At 40.1% G+C, this 18,473-nt stretch carries 12 protein-coding genes; 4 read left to right on the top strand and 8 right to left on the bottom strand.

Translation table 11 applies throughout. The annotated features are described in order from the left end of the window. Positions 1 to 451: 451 nt before the first annotated feature. The 6 genes from C7391_RS02455 to C7391_RS02430 form a co-directional block, all read right to left on the bottom strand. On the bottom strand, positions 452 to 1,237 hold the full coding sequence (locus C7391_RS02455) for a DUF5803 family protein (RefSeq protein WP_133516970.1): 786 nt from the start codon (positions 1,235 to 1,237) through the stop codon (positions 452 to 454). A gap of 264 nt (positions 1,238 to 1,501) precedes the next feature. After that, a complete protein-coding gene (locus C7391_RS02450) occupies positions 1,502 to 2,755 on the bottom strand; it encodes an ORC1-type DNA replication protein (protein ID WP_133517123.1) in 1,254 nt (417 codons plus the stop codon). A gap of 933 nt (positions 2,756 to 3,688) precedes the next feature. Then, a complete protein-coding gene (locus C7391_RS02445; protein ID WP_133516969.1) occupies positions 3,689 to 3,892 on the bottom strand; it encodes a heavy-metal-associated domain-containing protein in 204 nt (67 codons plus the stop codon). A gap of 125 nt (positions 3,893 to 4,017) precedes the next feature. Further along, positions 4,018 to 4,287 (bottom strand): metal-sensing transcriptional repressor, encoded by a 270-nt coding sequence (locus C7391_RS02440; protein ID WP_133516968.1) that lies wholly within the window; start codon positions 4,285 to 4,287, stop codon positions 4,018 to 4,020. A gap of 45 nt (positions 4,288 to 4,332) precedes the next feature. Then, positions 4,333 to 6,924: a heavy metal translocating P-type ATPase gene (locus C7391_RS02435; protein WP_133516967.1), complete on the bottom strand. Its 2,592-nt coding sequence runs from the start codon at positions 6,922 to 6,924 to the stop codon at positions 4,333 to 4,335. Between the two features lie 206 nt (positions 6,925 to 7,130). Further along, positions 7,131 to 8,486, bottom strand: coding sequence for a signal recognition particle protein Srp54 (locus tag C7391_RS02430; RefSeq protein ID WP_133516966.1), 1,356 nt, complete (start codon positions 8,484 to 8,486; stop codon positions 7,131 to 7,133). Between the two features lie 335 nt (positions 8,487 to 8,821). On the opposite strand from C7391_RS02430, the gene C7391_RS02425 reads away from it, so the two are divergent. Together C7391_RS02425 and C7391_RS02420 are read left to right on the top strand one after the other, a co-directional pair. Further along, a complete protein-coding gene (locus tag C7391_RS02425) occupies positions 8,822 to 10,000 on the top strand; it encodes a coenzyme F420-0:L-glutamate ligase (protein WP_208107046.1) in 1,179 nt (392 codons plus the stop codon). 190 nt (positions 10,001 to 10,190) lie between these two features. After that, positions 10,191 to 11,699 (top strand): hypothetical protein, encoded by a 1,509-nt coding sequence (locus tag C7391_RS02420; protein WP_133516965.1) that lies wholly within the window; start codon positions 10,191 to 10,193, stop codon positions 11,697 to 11,699. Between the two features lie 108 nt (positions 11,700 to 11,807). On the opposite strand, the gene mfnA is transcribed toward C7391_RS02420, so the two are convergent. After that, positions 11,808 to 13,169 carry a tyrosine decarboxylase MfnA gene (mfnA, locus tag C7391_RS02415; protein ID WP_133516964.1) on the bottom strand — a complete coding sequence of 454 codons (1,362 nt, stop codon included), beginning with the start codon at positions 13,167 to 13,169 and terminating at the stop codon, positions 11,808 to 11,810. Between the two features lie 1,244 nt (positions 13,170 to 14,413). Here mfnA and C7391_RS02410 point away from each other — a divergent pair. Beyond that, on the top strand, positions 14,414 to 15,589 hold the full coding sequence (locus C7391_RS02410) for a CBS domain-containing protein (RefSeq protein WP_133516963.1): 1,176 nt from the start codon (positions 14,414 to 14,416) through the stop codon (positions 15,587 to 15,589). Between the two features lie 115 nt (positions 15,590 to 15,704). Here the strand turns inward: C7391_RS02410 and C7391_RS02405 are convergent, their stop codons facing one another. Further along, positions 15,705 to 16,445: an SDR family NAD(P)-dependent oxidoreductase gene (locus C7391_RS02405; protein ID WP_133516962.1), complete on the bottom strand. Its 741-nt coding sequence runs from the start codon at positions 16,443 to 16,445 to the stop codon at positions 15,705 to 15,707. 443 nt (positions 16,446 to 16,888) lie between these two features. Between C7391_RS02405 and C7391_RS02400 the strand changes: the two genes are divergently transcribed. After that, positions 16,889 to 18,403: a TraB/GumN family protein gene (locus C7391_RS02400; RefSeq protein WP_133516961.1), complete on the top strand. Its 1,515-nt coding sequence runs from the start codon at positions 16,889 to 16,891 to the stop codon at positions 18,401 to 18,403. Positions 18,404 to 18,473 lie beyond the last annotated feature (70 nt).

Genomic DNA, 18,473 nt, shown 5'->3' with positions numbered 1-18,473 from the left:
TACGACCGCAATTTTCGATTTTTGTGAGCGAAGCGAACAAAAATTGAAAAATGCGGATTATACCACGCCACTGCTAAAAACTCTTCTTCCGAGTTATTGTTTGTAATTTATCACCGAGTTTGTTGTGTTTATTCAACAAATGAGTACGAATCTCCAACGCCTCCTTTCATTCGCTTCACTCATGAAACTCGCGTTGGAGGCGGTTGTTTTGTCTTTCATAAAATTGTAAAAAAACAAACATCCATTTTAAAATTTAAAAAAAGCGAACGCCGGTAAAACCATGAAATTAATATCATTTTTTCTTTTTCGGATTTTAAAGGGCGTTCGGGTTTGATGAAATTCATCATAACCCGATGTTTGGGTTTATTTTTTTGATTGTTTTGATTGTTGATTGTCTTGATTGTTAATTATTTGATTATTGGTTGTTTTTGGATTATTGATTGTTTTTGGATTATTGCTGCTTTCTGAAACCTGATTTTTCGTCATCAATCAAATTTGTAATCTTATGCAGTTTTTTAATCTGATATCTGTACCACAGGAAAACGGCAATAATTGCGCCGACTAAAGCCGAGAATGAAATCAACAGATAAAACGGCGCGTTTTCGCTGTAATATTTGACGTTGACGGAACTCATCGGGCTGTTCCATTTCAAAACATCTCTGCCGTTTTCATCTTCTTCAAATGAATCCGGTGTCGGCGATGCCGTTCCGATGATTCTGCTGCCGGTTGTCAATCCGTCCGGCAGAATAATTTGAATCGCGTCCGCGCCGTCGTTGACGTAAATGGATGTGCCGCCCATATGCGGACGGAAAGTATAGACCAAAACGCCCGTGAAATTTTCTTCAAATTTAATTGTCGGCGAACGCTTTACACCTTCCAGCGTGTAAGCAAGATCAGTCATCGCCGGATTTTCAAGAAGAACAGCGATGCCGTCTTCCGTCATGGTAAAGTTTTCAGCCGTAATGAAATATATTTCCGTAAATTCCGGTGCTTCAAAAGAGAATAAACCGGAATCTTTGAGAAGAGAAACTTCCTTTTGATCATTGACCAAGCGGATAACTTGTACCGCCGAAGAATCCGAATCAACAAAATACGTACCGGATTCGACAATTTTTTCAACGCCTTTGACCGTCGGCACGAAAATATTCAATTCATAAATATCCAAAACGCCGGCAATATCTTCCGCTTCTGCTGCATTGTTTGTTTCTCCGGTAAATGCGGATAAACATCCGCTCAAAGAAACGGCTGCAACAATTAAAACTAAAATAAGAAACGGAAAAAGACCTTTTTTCATAAGAAGAAAATAGGATTCGGGTCATAAATATGTTTTTATGAATGTTCTGAAAAGATGTTTGCGCCGGCGCGCGTGGCAGCATTAATTTTAAAAAATGAATAAACAGATATTTTAAAAAATCAAATTTTAAAAAAACAATTAAAAAAGCGATTAAAAGTAATTTAAAAAGGTGAGATGAAAGCCGAGAAGCTTTCATCTTTGACAGTATCAGAAATAACCGATTTTCACGTTGTGACTGTAATTTTGAAGCGGCGTCAACTTGTAATCTTCAAGAAGCACATCGTATGTGTTTTTGACCGGAACGGACAAAGAAATTTCTTTTGTTCGGCCGTAGCGGCCTTTGCTGACGACAACCGCGTTGATAATGCCGAGCATGTCGAGTTCCGACATTAAATCAGTCACGCGGCGCTGTGTCAAAACGTCCATGTCAATCGCTTTACAGAGTTTTCTGTAAATGTTGTACACTTCACCCGTCGTAATGCTTTGCGGGGAAAGGTTTTGGTTTTGAGCGCTGATGTTGAGCGTGACGATGCTGAATAAAACGAGTTTGGATTGTGTCGGAAGCGTGCGGACAACTTCAACGACACGGTCAACTTCAATCTTGTCCTGCGCGACGCGGACATGGATTTCCGTCACGATTTTTTCTTCGCGGCGTTCGGCGATTTCACCGGAAACGCGAAGCAGATCAAGCGCGCGGCGGGCGTCACCGTGTTCCTGGGCGGCCAAAGCGGCACATAGAGGAATGACGGAACCGTCTAAAACGTTTTCGTTGTACGCCATTTCAGCGCGCTGGTAAAGAATATCGCGAATCTGATCGGCATCGTACGGCGGATAAATGATTTCTTCTTCGCCGAGAGAGCTTTTCACGCGCGGGTCTAAAAAGTCTGTAAATTTCAAGTCGTTTGACACGCCGATAATGCTGACACGCGCCTGTTTTAAACTGGAATTAATACGGGATAAATTGTAGAGAACGTCATCGCCTTTCTTGACAAGCTTATCGATTTCGTCCAAAATAACGATGAGAACTTGTTCCTGTGTGTCCAATGCTTCTTTGAATTTGTGGAAAACCTGGTCAGTCGGCCAGCCGGTCATCGGAATATCTTCACCGAAATGACGGGCCAGATTTGCCAAAAGTCTGTATTGCGTGTCGATTACTTCGCAATTCACATAAATAACGGAACATTTGACGCCCATTTTTTCGCTCATGTTTTCAAGCTCTTTGCCGACATACCGCGTCACGGCTGTTTTTCCGGTTCCTGTTTTACCGTAAATGAGAATATTGGACGGGGCCTCGCCGCGAAGCGCGGAAACCAAAATCGTTGCCAATTCCTCCGTTTGTTCGTCACGATGAACCAAAACATCGGGCGTGTATGAATGTCGGAGAACTTCCTTGTCCTTGAAAATAGATTCATTTTCAAGAAGGCGTTCAAATAATTTGTTTAGGGAGCTTGTCATAATTATTAAATCTCCTGTGAGACTCATCAAATAAATACCAGGAAAGCGGCAAGTCAAACCACACGCTGCCGTATTTTCCGTTTTTATAAACTGCAAATAACCGGAAAACCCCGGTTACCTCCGACCAATATCGGAATTTTGCCAAAATCTCGGAATTTTACCGAAATCGGCAATGTTTTTGAAAAATCGATCAAACGGTTAAAATGTATGAATCGGTAGCGTTTTTGGTTTTTAATTACCGGAAAACCGGTTGTGGCATATGAAAATTTATTATTGTAATAATTCCGGTATTTTCAAACCGGCGTATTTTGTGTAAAGTATCCAAGAGAAGTAAAGGTATTAAAACTTATGGGAAAAGCACCCCTGTATTTCCAATGGAAAATCGAGCATAAGAGACAGATTGGATATATATTTTTGTTTTCACCCGAACATATAAATCCCGTAAAAAGTGACCGATGTTTCGAATGAAAAACAAATTCAATAGCCTTATTGTTAATTGATTTCCAGTTCATTGGAAACAAGGGGAGATGGAAATATCATTTCCTTTGGAACATCAATTCGTTTGGAAAAATAGTCCCATGACGAAAAAACATTCAACCCCTATTGAAAATTTTGAAAATCTATAATTTGATTGCACAAATAAAAATTTATTTTAGTTAGAGAACATAGAAATTATCAGATATAAATTTTTATATTGACAATATGACGTTATCAAATTGATAAAATTTAGTGTACTGATTCTGAAAAAACAAAAAAGTTGAAAAATGAAAGATTTGAAAAACTGAAAAGAATAAAGAGCTGAAAAACGGAAAAGATTGAAGATTTGAAAAACTGAAAAAAATGAAGAACTGAAAAGGGACAAATCTGAAAATTGAAAAACGAAAAACCCTGAAATTGAAAAAGAAAATAAATGAAAATAAAAGAAAAGCGGATAAGAAGTTAAACTTCGTATCCGGCGTCTGCGACGGCTCTTTTCAAAACGTCGGGGTTTGTTTTAAAGTCGTCATATTCGATTGTCGCTTCTCCTTTTTCAAGATTAACGGTTGCTTTTGCAACGCCGTCAACGTTTTTCAATGCGTCTTCAACTCTTCTCTGGCAGTGGCCGCAAGTCATGCCGCCGACTTTAAAAGTGACTGATTCCATAATTTATGTCTCCTGATTTTGATTTAATTTATTTTTTGTTTTAATTTGTTTTATTTATTTTGAATTCTTTTGTTGTGTTGTTTGGGTGTTGATTTGTATTATGATGTTTTTGATCGGCTGCTGACTTATTTGTTCAGTTTGTCAAAAACATCGATAATTTCATTGATTTTTTCTTCGCGTTCTTCCGGTCCGCCGTCAAACGCCTCGCTGACACAGCCCGATAAATGTCCTTGAAGAACAAGTTTCGACGTCTTTCTTAAAACGGCTTCACTGGCCATAATTTGGTGAACAATATCAATACAATATTTGTCTTCCTCCACCATTTTAATAATACCGTCAATCTGACCGCGTGCCGTTTTTAACAGCCGCAAAACGGCTTTTTTATCTGCTCTCATAATTTCCCTCTCTTTATTTTGTTCGGATCTTTCTGTTCGGTTCTCTCAACGCTGAATCGAAACAACCGTATATCCTTCTTTTTCAACCGCCTGTTTCAGCGTCTCGTCATCGACATCGTTTTCCATGACAATTTGCGCCGTTCCTGCTTCCCAATCCACCTTCGCGGAAATGTCCGGAATTGCATTCAATGCTTTTTCAACGTGTTTTTGGCAATTGATACAAGTCATGCCGTCGATTTTCATCAAAACGGATTTACTTGTCATCGGTTTTTCAATTTTTGTTTCCTTTGATTCTGTTTCTTCAAAATCAATCGGACAAGCTCCCGGCGGTTCTTCCGTGCTGAATTTCGGCTTGAAGAATCTTAGCCTCAGCGCATTTGTGACAACAAACAGCGAAGACAAACTCATCGCTGCTGCCGCAAACATCGGATTCAGCTTCCATCCGAGCATCGGATAAAAGAGACCGGCTGCAAGCGGAATTCCCAAAATATTATAGAAGAACGCCCAAAACAGATTTTGTTTGATGTTTCGAATCGTTGCGCGCGACAATTTAAAAGCCGTCACGGCATCCATCAAATCGCTTTTCATCAAAACGATATCCGCGCTTTCGATGGCAACATCAGTTCCGGCACCGATTGCAATGCCGACATCCGCGCGTGCCAGTGCCGGCGCGTCGTTGATACCGTCACCGATCATTGCGACTTTCTTTCCTTTTTGCTGCCAATCGCGAACAACTTGTTCCTTTCCTTCCGGCAAAACGCCGGCAATCACGTTATCGGCGTCAATATCTAATTGTTTGGCAATCGCTTTTGCCGTTCTTTCGTTGTCGCCGGTCAGCAAAATGACATCGATTCCCATATTTTTGAATTCGGCAATCGCGCGTCCGCTTGTCGGTTTAATAGTATCGGCAATTGAGATCACGCCGAGAAGTTCTTTGTTTTTTGCAAAATAAAGCGGCGTTTGACCGTTTTTTGCAATTTCATCAGAGATGGTCGCCAAATTTTGAATATCAACGCCTTCTGCCGTCATCATTTTGGCATTGCCTGCCATGATGCGGCTGTTTTGAATCATTGCTTCAATACCGTGGCCGGCTGTTTGTTTAAAGTCGGCGGCCGGCATCAAATTAAGATTCATTGCCGCTGCTTTTTCAACAATTGCCATTGCCAACGGGTGTTCGGATAATTTTTCAACCGACGCCGCATAAGTCATCAATTCTTCTTTTGCAGTAGCACCGGTCGGATAAATATTTGTCACAGACGGTTTTCCGACGGTGACGGTTCCTGTTTTATCCAAAATGACAACGTCTGCCGTGTGCGCTGTTTCAATGCTTTCTGCGTTTCTGAACAAAATGCCGTTCTCGGCGCCCTTGCCGGTTCCGACCATGATGGCTGTCGGCGTTGCCAATCCCAAAGCGCACGGGCAACTGATAACCAGAACGGCAATGCCGATAGAAAGCGCGAAGTCAAACGGGTGACCGAGCAGCAGCCAAACAATCGTTGCCAGCACTGCAATTGAAATCACTGCCGGAACAAAGACCGCGCTGACACGGTCAGCTAATTTTGAAATCGGCGCTTTGCTCGCGCTTGCTTCTTCAACTAAACGGATAATCTGCGCAAGCGTCGTGTCTTCACCGACACGAACCGCCGTCATTTTAATGAATCCGGATCGGTTGACGGTTGCGCCTGTCACGGTGTCGCCGACTGTTTTTTCAACCGGAATACTTTCGCCTGTGATTGCCGATTCGTCGACTGCCGCTGTTCCTTCAATGATTCTGCCGTCAACCGGAATACTGTTGCCGGTTTTGACAATCAGAATATCGCCGACAGCGACATCCGCAACAGGAATTTCAACTTCGGCGCCGTCTTTTTCAATCAAAGCGGTTTTCGGCGCCAAATCCAATAATCGTGTAATTGCGTCGCTCGTCTTTCCTTTGGAGCGGCTTTCGAGATATTTTCCGACCGTAATCAGTGTCAAAATCGTTCCGGCGGACTCGAAATACATATCCATATGATATTGTTCGACAAGTACGAAATCCTGAACGGCCAATCCGTATCCGATTCGAACAATGGCGTAAATGCCGTAAATAATCGCCGCCGACGAGCCGATTGCAATAAGCGCGTCCATTGTCGGCGCGCGTTTGATCAGGCTTTTGAATCCGTTGATGAAATAATTGCGGTTGAGATAAACGATTGCCAGCGTCAGCAAAAGCTGAGCCATGCCGAAAGCAACCGCGTTTTCATGATCGCTCAAAAAAGACGGTAACGGCAACCCGATCATTGATCCCATTGCGATATACATGAGCGGAATCAGAAAAACAATCGACCAAATCAAACGGGTTTTCATTTGAGCCGCTTCGAGAACCGCCGGGCTGACCGCTTGTCCGCCGGCCGTTTCTCCGCCGGTCATTTGTTTCGCTTTGGCTTTATCATCCGCCGGAAACGCACCGTATCCGGCATCAACGACCGCTTTGATAATGTCCGCCTCGCCGAGAATGTTTTCATCATACTCGACAACCATGAAATTCTGTAAAAGGTTGACTGTTACAGTTTTGATGCCGTTTAATTTGTTGACGGCTTTTTCGACATGGCTGCTGCAGGATGAACAAGTCATTCCCGTGATGTTGAATTTTTGTTTGATTTTAAAGCCTCCGAATTTATAATATTGAAAAATATGATGTCTTTCTATATAATACTACACCCCCGTAGGGTATTAACTATAAAATTAAAAACTGATGAAAAAAAGGAAAAAGAAATAAAAAAGAAAAGAATGAGACGATTTTCAAAAAAATGAAAAATGCAGCAACTCGCACGTGCAAAGCTGCCGGCACAGCGGAAGTTAAAAAATCAGAAGGGGAAATTCCCGCCGGGATTTCCGCCTTTCTTCATCATTTTCTGCATGTTGCGTCCGCCGCCTTTGCCGGCGAAATTCTTAAAGGCTGTTTGCATGGTTTTGTGATATTTCAAAAGCTCGCGGATTTCTTCGGGGCTTCTGCCGGATCCCATTGAAATTCTGTGAATGCGGCCGGCACTGATAATTTTCGGATCGTCGCGCTCGTTTGCCGTCATTGAATCCATAATCACTTTGTAATACTTCATTTTCTCGCTTGTCGCGTCCAAATCTTTATCGGAAAGCTTGGCGCCGCCGAGACCCATGGAGCCGAGCGGAAGCATGCTCATCACTTGCTTAAGCGGTCCCATTTTGTTCATCGCTTCGAGCTGGGCGTACATATCATTGAGGGTGAATTTGCCTTTCATGATATTATCGACATCAAGCTCGGATTCTTTCATGGATTCCTGAACTTTTTCAAGCAAGGATTGCAAATCGCCCATGCCGAGCAATCTGGAAATGAAACGATCGGTATCGAACTTTTCAAACGCTTCGGGCGTTTCACCGGTACCGATGAACGCGATGGGAGCACCTGTTTCAGCGACCGCTGAGAGTGCGCCACCGCCTTTTGCCGTTCCGTCGAGCTTGGTGATGATGATTCCGGTAACACCGACGGCATCGTTGAACGCTTTTGCCTGCTGGCCGGCCAGCTGACCGATAGCGGCGTCGAGAACCAAAAACTTTTGACCGGGTTTGGCTTCTTCATTGATGGCTTCCATTTCCGCGATTAAGTCGGCTTCTAAAGCGTGACGGCCGGCAGTGTCAATGATTTTGACATCGTATTTTTCGATTTCTTTCATGCCGCGCTTAACGATTCCGACAGCGTCTTTTTCGTTTTCTTCACCGTAGAAATAAATGTTCTGCTTTTCAGAAAGCGTCTTCAATTGCTGGTAAGCGCCCGGACGGAAGTTGTCGGCGCCGATTACGGCGACTCTGAGACCTTTCTTTTGGAAATAACGCGCCAACTTGGCAACAGATGTTGTTTTACCGCTGCCCTGGAGACCGACCATCATGATGGTTTGGGGTTTGAGCTCGATGTTTGCGCCTTGTCCCATGATGGCAACCATTTCTTCATACACGATTTTAACGACGTGCTCACGCGGGTCAGCACCTTTGGCCGGCGCTTCTTTAAGCGACCTTTCCTTGATGCGCTTTGACATCTCCATAACCATTTTGACGTTGACGTCGGATGTCAAAAGAGCGCGCTGAATGTCTTTAACCACTTCATTGACAATGTTTTCGTCAATGCGGCCGGCACCGATAAGCTTTCTGAGCGCGCCTTGGAGAGAATCTCCGAGTTTATCCATGACCATAATAAATTTCCTCTGTTTTTGGGTTGATAATAAATGATTTTATTTTTTATGATGAATGCTTTGAAGATTATAAAGACTTTTTCTAAAAAATCGTTCTGCCGTCCGCCGCGCGTGAGCCGTTCCATTTTTTAAAATTATAAAAAACGAATTTGATTTTAAATATTTGATTTTTAAACGATACAATCAACCGAACCCGATTATTTTTGAAAATGAAAATTTACATTTTTGTTCATGAAAATCAAATTTATATCTAACCACTTTCTTTTTTTACTTGTTCATACAATATTCGATATTTATTTTCATATCAATTATTACTCATTTAAAGGGTGACCATTTTGAAATTAACAGGAACACAATCTATCGGCATCAAAGCACCGATTGTCAAGGAAGGGGACGACTTAGCATCTATCGTAACGGAATCCGTTATTGCTGCCGCTAAAGACGGCGGTTTTGACATTGAAAACGGTGATGTTATCGGTGTCACGGAAGCGGTTGTTGCCAGAACGCAAGGCAATTACGCAACAATCGACCAGCTGGCCAAAGATGTCAGAACCAAATTCCCGAGCGGAGAGGCTGCTGTTTTGTTCCCGATTTTGAGCCGCAACAGATTTGCAATTATGCTCAAAGGCATTTCAATGGGTCTTGATAAAGTTTATTTGGTTCTCAGCTATCCGGGGGACGAAGTCGGCAACCAGATTATCACCTGGGAACAGATTGATGAAGCCGGTGTCGATCCTTACAAAGACGTGATGACCGAATCTGAATTCAGAGAAAAATTCGGCGAAAACACGAAACACCTTTGGACCGGCGTTGATTATATTGAATATTACAAAAGTCTCGGCGACAATATTGAAGTGATTTTTGCAAACCACTCCCGCGCCGCGCTTCAATTTACAAAACACATCTTAACCGCCGACATTCACACCCGTCACAGAACAAAAAAGACGCTCAAAGCCGCCGGCGCGGAAACGGTTTACGGCTTGGACGACTTGCTCAGCGCATCTGTTGACGGCAGCGGTTTCAACCCTGATTACGGAATCCTCGGCGCCAACAAGGCAACAGAAGACAAAATCAAACTTTTCCCAAAAGACTGTGATGTTTTCGTCAACACTGTTCAAAAGCAAATCAAAGACAAAACAGGAAAACAGGTTGAAGTCATGGTTTACGGTGACGGCGCTTTCAAAGATCCGGTTGCCGGTATTTGGGAACTCGCCGACCCGGTTGTTTCTCCCGGATACACGAAAGGACTTGAAGGAACACCGAACGAATTGAAACTCAAATATTTGGCCGACAACGAATTCAAAGACCTTGAAGGTGACGAGCTTCAAGCGGCACTTCGCGAAAGCATCAAAACCAAACAAGATCTCGCCGGCAAAATGGAATCACAAGGAACAACACCCCGCAGATACGTTGATTTGCTCGGCAGTTTGTGTGATTTGACAAGCGGCAGCGGTGACAAAGGCACGCCGATCATTTTGATTAAAAACTATTTTGATAATTACGCGACCGAATGAACTGATTTTTGAATCAGTTTCATCTTTTATTTTTTTCTTTGCTTTATTATTTTTTGTATATCTTTCAAAATTTATTTAAAAGATTACATAATATGTTTTAAACAATTAATCATGATTGATTTTATAATTGTGATTATTTATAAAATGGGTTTTTGGATTTTTGATCAAAAATATTTTAGGAAGATATAAAATGGCTAAATTAAGAGCGTTGGCTAAAACATTTTTGCCTTTTGTTATAGCAATTTTGATTTTGATTACTGCAGTTACTCCGGCTACAGCTCTCAAAATAATACCTGATGGAAAAGAATTATGTCCCAACTGCAATGGTCACGGAAATTTTGATTGTGGCAAGTGTGATGAAGGACATATTGAATGTACTGTTTGTAATGGAATCGGATCATGTGGACATTGTGAGGAAGGATCCATTGATTGTGAATATTGTTCTGACGGTTACGTTGAATGCAATTGTGAGGAAGGACGGATTGAATGTGAAGATTGTGAAATGTGTGAATGTGAAGATGGTTTAGTAAGTTGTGAAATGTGTGAAGAAGGCAAGATAGATTGTGGTGAATGTGCAGGTAAAGGATCAGAGGATTGCAGCATTTGTTGTGGAATAGGTAACATTCCTTGCGAATTATGTTCTGAGTCCGGTTTTATGGATTGTTATAATTGTGATGGAACAGGTGAAATGAGTTGTACTTTTGGCGGTTGTGAGGGAGGATTCAATTGGTGTCAGATTTGTGGAGGAAATAACGATTTAGAGTGTTACATATGCAATGGAAATAGTGTAATTACATGTAATCGTTGTGAAAATGGTCAAATTGATTGTCCTTCACATAATGAGGAAGGGTTTTGTTCTTTCTGTACGGATTATGGAACTATAAATTGTATTAGTTGTGATGGAACAAATAAGATAGAATGTACAGAACCGACATGTAATGGTGGACGCCAGACTTGTTGGGGATGCGATGGAGAAGGAAAAATTAAATGCGATGCCTGTTATGGAAGCAGTGTAACTACATGTGAAATTTGTGATGGATTCCAGATAATTGATTGTGACTGTGTAGACGGGTACGATGATTGTAATAAGTGCAATGGGATCGGAGAAATAGATTGCGAAAAATGTGAAGAAGGAGACATCGATTGCTTCAATTGTGACTCTACAGGAAATGTGGAATGTCAGACTTGCGAAGGAACAACAATAGTCTGTAACACATGTGATAAGACCGGATCTTTAGATTGTGAATTATGTACTGATGGAAAAATTGAATGTACGGATTGTGAAGGTAAAGAAAAACTTACCTGCTCCGAATGTGACGGGAATTACAAATGTTTGGAATGTGATGACGGGGAAGTTGATTGTGATATTTGCACAGGTACTGCAGCCGTTTCCTGCTTGACTTGTAAAGGAACAGGATTTGTCGATAAAAAAGTTATCAACAAAGGCCGTGGTGGCGGTGGAACAGGAAAAGCTGTTATCATTACAAATTCTAAGGACACTACTGCCGACAACACTATTGACAACAAAAAGAATGAATTGAAAAATACCAATTCCGGAAATCCTAATCAATCGGATTTGGTAAAAGACGAAAACAAGAATGATGACGGTTATGAATCGTCTGATGATTTGAAGAATAAATCAGAAGAATCATTTATTTCCAAATTTTGGAATAAAATTAAATCAATTTTTAACAGATAAACGGAAATTTAAAGCGACATGATTTTTGTTGCTTTTATTTCCAAACCTTTTTTAATTTTATTTTTCTTTTAAATTCTTTTTTCAATTCTTTTAAAAAATCAAAGATTTTCAGATTTCCAACAATTCTTTTAAATCCGAAAGCATTGCTGTAATATCTTCTTTTGTGACGTGAGGCATTAAAACAAATCTCAGCGCCGGCACGGTTTTTGTTGCCGAGACATTCCAGCCGTATTTTTCTAAAAGTTCGGCGCGGATTTTTTCTGTTTTTTCACGGTCGGCTGTTTTGTCTTTTCCGTCTCCGACGTGAAGGGTAATAATATTGATTTCAGGCTCAATGTAGGGTTTTAGACCGATTTTATTGAGTTCTTTTTGGAAATAATCTGTCAAATCCATGCAATAAGCGACATTTTTCCGATAGCCTTCGGCACCGAGATGTTTCATGACGGCGTAAGTTGCCGCAACAGATGAGCCGGGGCGTGTTCCTGTCAGTGTTGATTGATATTTGATTGTCAAATACGGCGTTTTGACTTTGATTTTATCTAAGGACGGATAAAGAACAGATTCATTTCTGAAAATCAAAATACCTCCCGGAATAACGGAGAGTCCCATTTTATGGGGATCAATCGAAACGGAAGTAACGCCGGGAAGATCAAAAGCGAATTTGATTTTTTTATTTCCTGCTTTTATATTGTTGCCTTTCATGCTGCTGCTTTTTGCGCTGCTATCGGATTCCGGCAAAAAGGGATAAACAAAACCGCCAAAAGCAGCATCAATATGAAGCGGTAAATTGTGTTTAATTGCGATTTTCGAAAGGGATTCAACCGGATCGCAGCCGCCAAATTCTGTATTTCCGGCAATTCCAATTAAGCCGATTGTATTTTCATCAATCAGTGATTCCATTGATTCGGGAACGGCTCTGAATTTTGAATCAATATCCGCTTTTTTGAGCTCAATATCTAACAGATTCGCAATTTTTTCAAATGAAAAATGAGCGGTTTTCGGCAGAATCAGATTCGGTTTGAATTGATTCAACTGATCATTATTTGATTTATTTTCAACTGTATTTTCAACTGTATTTTCAACTGTATTTTCAACTGTATTTTCAACTGCGTTTTCAATTGCATTTTCAGCATTGGAAAATGAATTCAAAAACCGGTTTTTCATATGCAAAACGGCTTCAATATTGGATTCTGTTCCGCCGGAAGTTAAATGACCGAAAGCAGAACTTGAATCGGGATGACCAAGAAGAGAAGCAGACATCCGGATAACCTCGGCTTCCATTTGTGATGTTCCTTGAAAAAGACCGGGATCACCGATGTTTGAAAGTGAAAACTGCTGCTGAGCAGCAACAGCGACCGGATGAGGAATCGTACACATCGAACTGAAAACTTTTTTAAAATTCGTGTCAGCGTTTGAAAAAGAGCTGAGCTGAGCAAACAACTCTTCTTCAGAAACGCCTTTTTCATTCATGTCAGAACAAACCGAAATTTAATATTTAAAATTTGCTTGGCAGGAAAACATATAATCAGGATTGTCATTACATTGATATATCCATAATACAATCTTTAAATTTGTAAATCACCGTATCTGTGAATTATTTAAGTTTGTAATTTGATCATTTTGTCTAATTTCTTCATTTAATCTTTTTGTCATATCACTTATAGAACTTGTAGAGTTAAATTAAATCTGTAAATTTCAGATTTTTCCATCGGAAATTAAAAAAGGATAATTTTAGACCAACCCCATGATTTCCATTGGAATATTTTAAGCAAAAATGTCAGCAAGCAAACCTTTTTTGAAAATATATATTCTAATTGGAAATCCTTTATTTTCAAATTTGATTATTAATTTTGGATCTGAAATTAAATTCAAAATAAATCGGTTAATAAACCGGTTAAATTTCTGAGTTTTGTTTGTCTTTTTGTTTGTCTTTTTGTTTGTCTTTTTGTCTGTCTACTTTTAATCCGATAATGATTTAATAAATTTATAATAAACTTATAATAAATTTGTTTGATAATTTATTTTTAACAATACAGCAATTAAATTTTTTACAGTAATTTTTCTTTTCAATTTAATTAAAATTTCTTTAATATTATTAAATTTTAATTTATTATTTTTTCATATTTCAATAGATTTAAATATGAAAAAATTCTTAACAAAACAACATTGTTTTAACAACAAAAATAAAATGAAATTTTATTTTATCTTTTTTTTCGTCGAATTTTTTTCTAAAATCTCTTCATTGGAAATTATGGGGGGGTGGGCGCTTATATACTTTCCAATCGAAATAAAGGGGTTATCTTCATTTTTGATACAAAAATAAAATTGTTTAATCATGCTCGGGATAGACTTTGATTATAATAAGAGAAATAAAAGAAGGAATGAAAATGGAATTAAAAGAATAAAGAAAAACAACTCAAATAAGAAAAACAATTCAAAAATCACAAGAATAAAAGAGTAAAAGGAAAAGAATGAAAAGAAAACAGCAAAAACAGTAAAAATAATAAACAGAAACAGCAGACAGAAACAGCAGACGGAAATGGCAGGCAAAAATGATAGGCAGAAATGAAAAGTAGAAACCAAAACTGGAAATAAAAACAAAAATAAATAGAAATGAAAACAGAATAAAAATAGAATCAGGGCAATTTAATAAAAATAATTAAAGCCTGAAAATTTTGGCAATCTATTTATTGATTAAATCTACTTTAATAGTTATGAGTTTTAAAATCGCAACCGTTAAAGGAATTCCGATTCATATCAGTGTCACATTCCTTTTGGTTTTTCTGCTTTTCGCGTTTATTTTTGCAATTACCGGCTGGCCGTTTGGTTTCCGGTATGTTGAGCCGCCGATTGCCAGGTATACTCTGGCTTGTCTGACAACTGCACTTTTCTTCGTGACGCTTTTGATTCACGAATTGGCGCATTCGCTGCTAGCAAGTTCATACGGTGCTAAAATCCAAAGCATTACGCTTTTCTTTTTCGGCGGAATTTCCGCAATTGAAAATCCGGAAGACGAAAAGAATTTGGATCCATCTAAAGAATTGAATATCTCTTTGGCCGGTCCGCTTTCAAATATCATTATCGGTATCGTACTTTTGGGAATCAATTATTTCGTTTACGGATCAATTCTCGGCGTCGCCGACGTGACCAACTGGGTCGCTGAAGGCATTACGGTTTTCACATACAATATCCCGACAATGATCTTCCTGCTCGGAACATTGAATTTGCTGCTCGGCTTCTTCAACATCCTGCCGATTTATCCGATGGACGGCGGTCGCGTTCTCAGAGCTTGGCTCGCCAAGCGACATTCCTATGAAGAAGCCACAAATACGGCGGTTTCTATCGGAAAAGGATTTTCAATCATCTTGGCAATCATTTCCATCCTCGCTTTCCAATGGTGGCTTGCGATTTTGGCATTGTTCCTTTACATTTCAGCATCTGAAGAAGGCAAAATGTTCAAAGCAACAACAATTTTAGAAGACATTATCGTCAAAGATATTATGTCAACCGATGTCTTAACCGTTGATGAATCCTTGTCATTGACAGATTTCATTACTTTCGTTTTCCAAAAGAAACACCCGGGTTATCCGGTAACTAAAAACGGCATCGTTATCGGTGTTGTTACAGTAGATGACGCCCGTTTTGTCAACGAAGCGGAACGCTACGCTTTTACCGTCAAAGACGTAATGAAAGAAGTTGTTTCCGTCAAACCCGAAGACACTGCTCTTGAAGCTTTCAATCAAATGGGACAGCACGCTGTCGGCCGTGTCGTTGTTTTGGACGAAGAAGGAAAAATGGTCGGCCTCATTTCAAGAAGCGACTTAATGACAGCCATCTATCTGAAAGACAGCTTTAAAGAAAAGAGCAAAACAGATATGAATTCATTTTGATTGAATCATAAAAATAGCAAAAATAGAGTACAAACGACGAAATTAAAAAATAAAATAACCCGAATCGGGTTATCTTCTTTTTCTTTTTTAATTACTTTAATTTTTTTTGTTTATTTTAAATATCAAAACCGCCGTCAACTCTGATGCTTTGTCCTGTCACAAAAGATGAGTCATCCGATGCCAGGAAAACAGCAACCGTTGCAATGTCAATCGGCTGTCCGATTCTTTTAAGCGGAGCACCTTGAATCATTCCCGTCAATACATCCGGTCCGCCGATACTGTCAACCATTGCCGTGTGGATCGCGCCGGGCGCAATCGCATTGACGCGGATTTCAGGACCGAGTTCAAAAGCCATAGATTTTGTCAAACCTTCAGCCGCGTGTTTCGTCGTCACATAAGCAGCAAATCCATGGTGAGCCGCATAACCGGCAACAGAAGATGTGTTAATGATAACGCCTTTTCCTTTCTTTTTCATAACAGGAGCGACAAGTTGTGCCAAATAAAGAGCTGATGCCACGTTCACGTTAAAAAGGTCATATAATTCTTCGAGTTTCAAATCCATAATTGGTGTCGTTGAAAGCATACCGGCATTGTTGAAAAGAATATCAACTGTTCCATAAGTTTCAATCGTTTTGTCAACAATTGTTTTTAATGATTCGATTTTTGTCATATCGACAGTGACGTATGCCGCTTCACCGCCGTTTTTCTTAATATCGTCAACTACTTCTTTGGCACGTTCTTCATTTCTGCCGACGATAACGACTTTTGCGCCTTCACGAGCAAATTGCTTTGCCGTTTCTCTTCCCATTCCGGATGTTGAACCCGTAATAATTGCAACTTTACCTTCCAATTTCATGTCCCATTCTCCTTTAATAATGAATACTTAAAGACCAGCCGACGCTGAAATCCGCAAAACAAAAGACCAATACAAAGCAGGCAAAAAAACGACAATCAATCATAATAATGACAGATCATCAAAACCGATCAAAGGCCAATCAAATGATTAAAAAACAAAGTCGGTTAATACATCAAATACTCTAAAAAAGGATTTTTTTACTTATATTTAAATTAATTCATTAAAACAATTCAAAATGGTAATCAACACAAACCAAAATCAAACCAAATCGAATCAAAAATTAAATTGAAACAAAATCAAATCGAATCAAAAAATTGAATCAAAATCAAATCGAACCAAAATCAAAATTCGAATTTGAAAAAACGAATCTGTTTTAAATAGGAAAAGAAATATTTTAGAAATTCAGTATTATAAAATTTTAATTGAATTTTGAGTCTCACACTATGAAAAACGAAGACGAATATACACACAATTTTTCAGAGCCGACTGATTCGGGCAGCATTTCTTCGGATTTGTCTGATTCTTCTGCTTCAACACAAGAAGCCGTCAGCTCGTCTTCAGAAACCTCTCCGGAAATTTCGGAAAACACAGAAAATAATAATGTTTCCGATTCGGATATTAAAAAACCGGATGTCATCGTTTCAAACATCTCGGCAACGGTAGATGGTGCTGTCAGTCTAAACACAAATTCAGATTTTAACAACGTTTATCCTGTTTCGGACGTCACCGACGGTATTCATCCGACACAAATCATCATCATCGGAACAGCACACGTTTCCGAAAAAAGTGTTCAGGAAGTCCGCGAAACGATTGAAAGAGAACGCCCCGACATCGTCGCCGTCGAACTCGATCACAACCGGTACAAAGGAATGACAGAACCCGATACAGGCGATTCCGAAATTTCTTTTAAAGATGTTCTCAAACCCGGTCAAACTTTTTACTATCTCCTTTACGGATTTTTAGCTTACATGCAGAAAAAAATGGGCGAGCAACTCGGCGTTCCGCCGGGATCTGAAATGATGGCAGCCGTTGAAGGCGCGCAGCAAGTCGGCGCCGGAATTGCGCTCATCGACCGCGATATCCAAAAAACGTTCAAACGTTTTTTAGCAAAACTCGGTTTCATTGAAAAAGTCAAAATGGCTTACACCATCGTTAAAGGCATGTTTTTCGGTGACGAAGAAGAAATGGATTTCGACATCAACAACATGACCGACCAAGATGCCGTCACCGCGATGATTGAAGAATTCCGTCATCTCTCACCGACAGCCGCATCCGTTTTAATTGACGAGCGCGATGCGTATTTGGCAGGCAACATTCTGCGAACCGTTCAGGCTGCGGGTCCCGGTAAAAAAATCGTCGTCGTCATCGGTGCCGGTCACCGCGAAGGCGTTATGAAATATTTGGACACACCTTCCGACATCCCAAATCTTGCCGAACTTGACGTCATTCCGAAAAAGAAATTCAGCTTACTCAAACTTATCAGCTACGGCATCATCGCATTGGTTTTGCTGGCATTTGCGTACATTGTTTATTCTGTCATCACCTATCCTGAAATGACGCCCGACATCCTTCTTTTAGCATTCGGGTGCTGGTTCCTGATTAACGGTGTTCTCAGCGCCATCGGCGTTTTGATTGCCGGCGGCAAACTGCGGTCAGCCGTCGTCGCGTTCTTCTTAGCGTGGTTTACGTCAATCAATCCGCTTCTTGCAGCCGGTTGGTTTGCCGGACTCGCCGAAGCAGGCAGCAGAAAACCGACAACAAAAGACATGAAAGGTATGATGAATGCCGAGACATTTAAAGAATTGAACAACAATTCCTTCTTTAAAGTCATTTACGTTGCCGCGCTTGCAAACGTTGGCAGCATGATCGGAACATTTGTCGGTGCTTACGTCGTTTTAAAAATTTCCGGCATTGACATCGTCGAATTGATTACAAACGTCGTGACAGGATTGTTTTAAAACAATCCTCTCTATATTTTTATAAAACAGTTTTATTAAAATTACAGGATTATTAAAATTGCAGGATTAT

Source organism: Methanimicrococcus blatticola (assembly GCF_004363215.1).
Taxonomy (GTDB): Archaea; Halobacteriota; Methanosarcinia; order Methanosarcinales; family Methanosarcinaceae; genus Methanimicrococcus; species Methanimicrococcus blatticola.
Note: the sequence above shows the minus strand (reverse complement) of the source record. Positions and strands in the feature narration are given on the sequence as shown.

Coding starts and splice junctions, on each gene's coding strand:
- C7391_RS02445 (WP_133516969.1), bottom strand. CDS start 3,892: ATGGAATCAGTCACTTTTAAAGTCGGCGGCATGACTTGCGGCCACTGC.
- C7391_RS02440 (WP_133516968.1), bottom strand. CDS start 4,287: ATGAGAGCAGATAAAAAAGCCGTTTTGCGGCTGTTAAAAACGGCACGC.
- C7391_RS02430 (WP_133516966.1), bottom strand. CDS start 8,486: ATGGTCATGGATAAACTCGGAGATTCTCTCCAAGGCGCGCTCAGAAAG.
- C7391_RS02420 (WP_133516965.1), top strand. CDS start 10,191: ATGGCTAAATTAAGAGCGTTGGCTAAAACATTTTTGCCTTTTGTTATA.
- mfnA (WP_133516964.1), bottom strand. CDS start 13,169: ATGAATGAAAAAGGCGTTTCTGAAGAAGAGTTGTTTGCTCAGCTCAGC.
- C7391_RS02410 (WP_133516963.1), top strand. CDS start 14,414: ATGAGTTTTAAAATCGCAACCGTTAAAGGAATTCCGATTCATATCAGT.
- C7391_RS02405 (WP_133516962.1), bottom strand. CDS start 16,445: ATGAAATTGGAAGGTAAAGTTGCAATTATTACGGGTTCAACATCCGGA.
- C7391_RS02400 (WP_133516961.1), top strand. CDS start 16,889: ATGAAAAACGAAGACGAATATACACACAATTTTTCAGAGCCGACTGAT.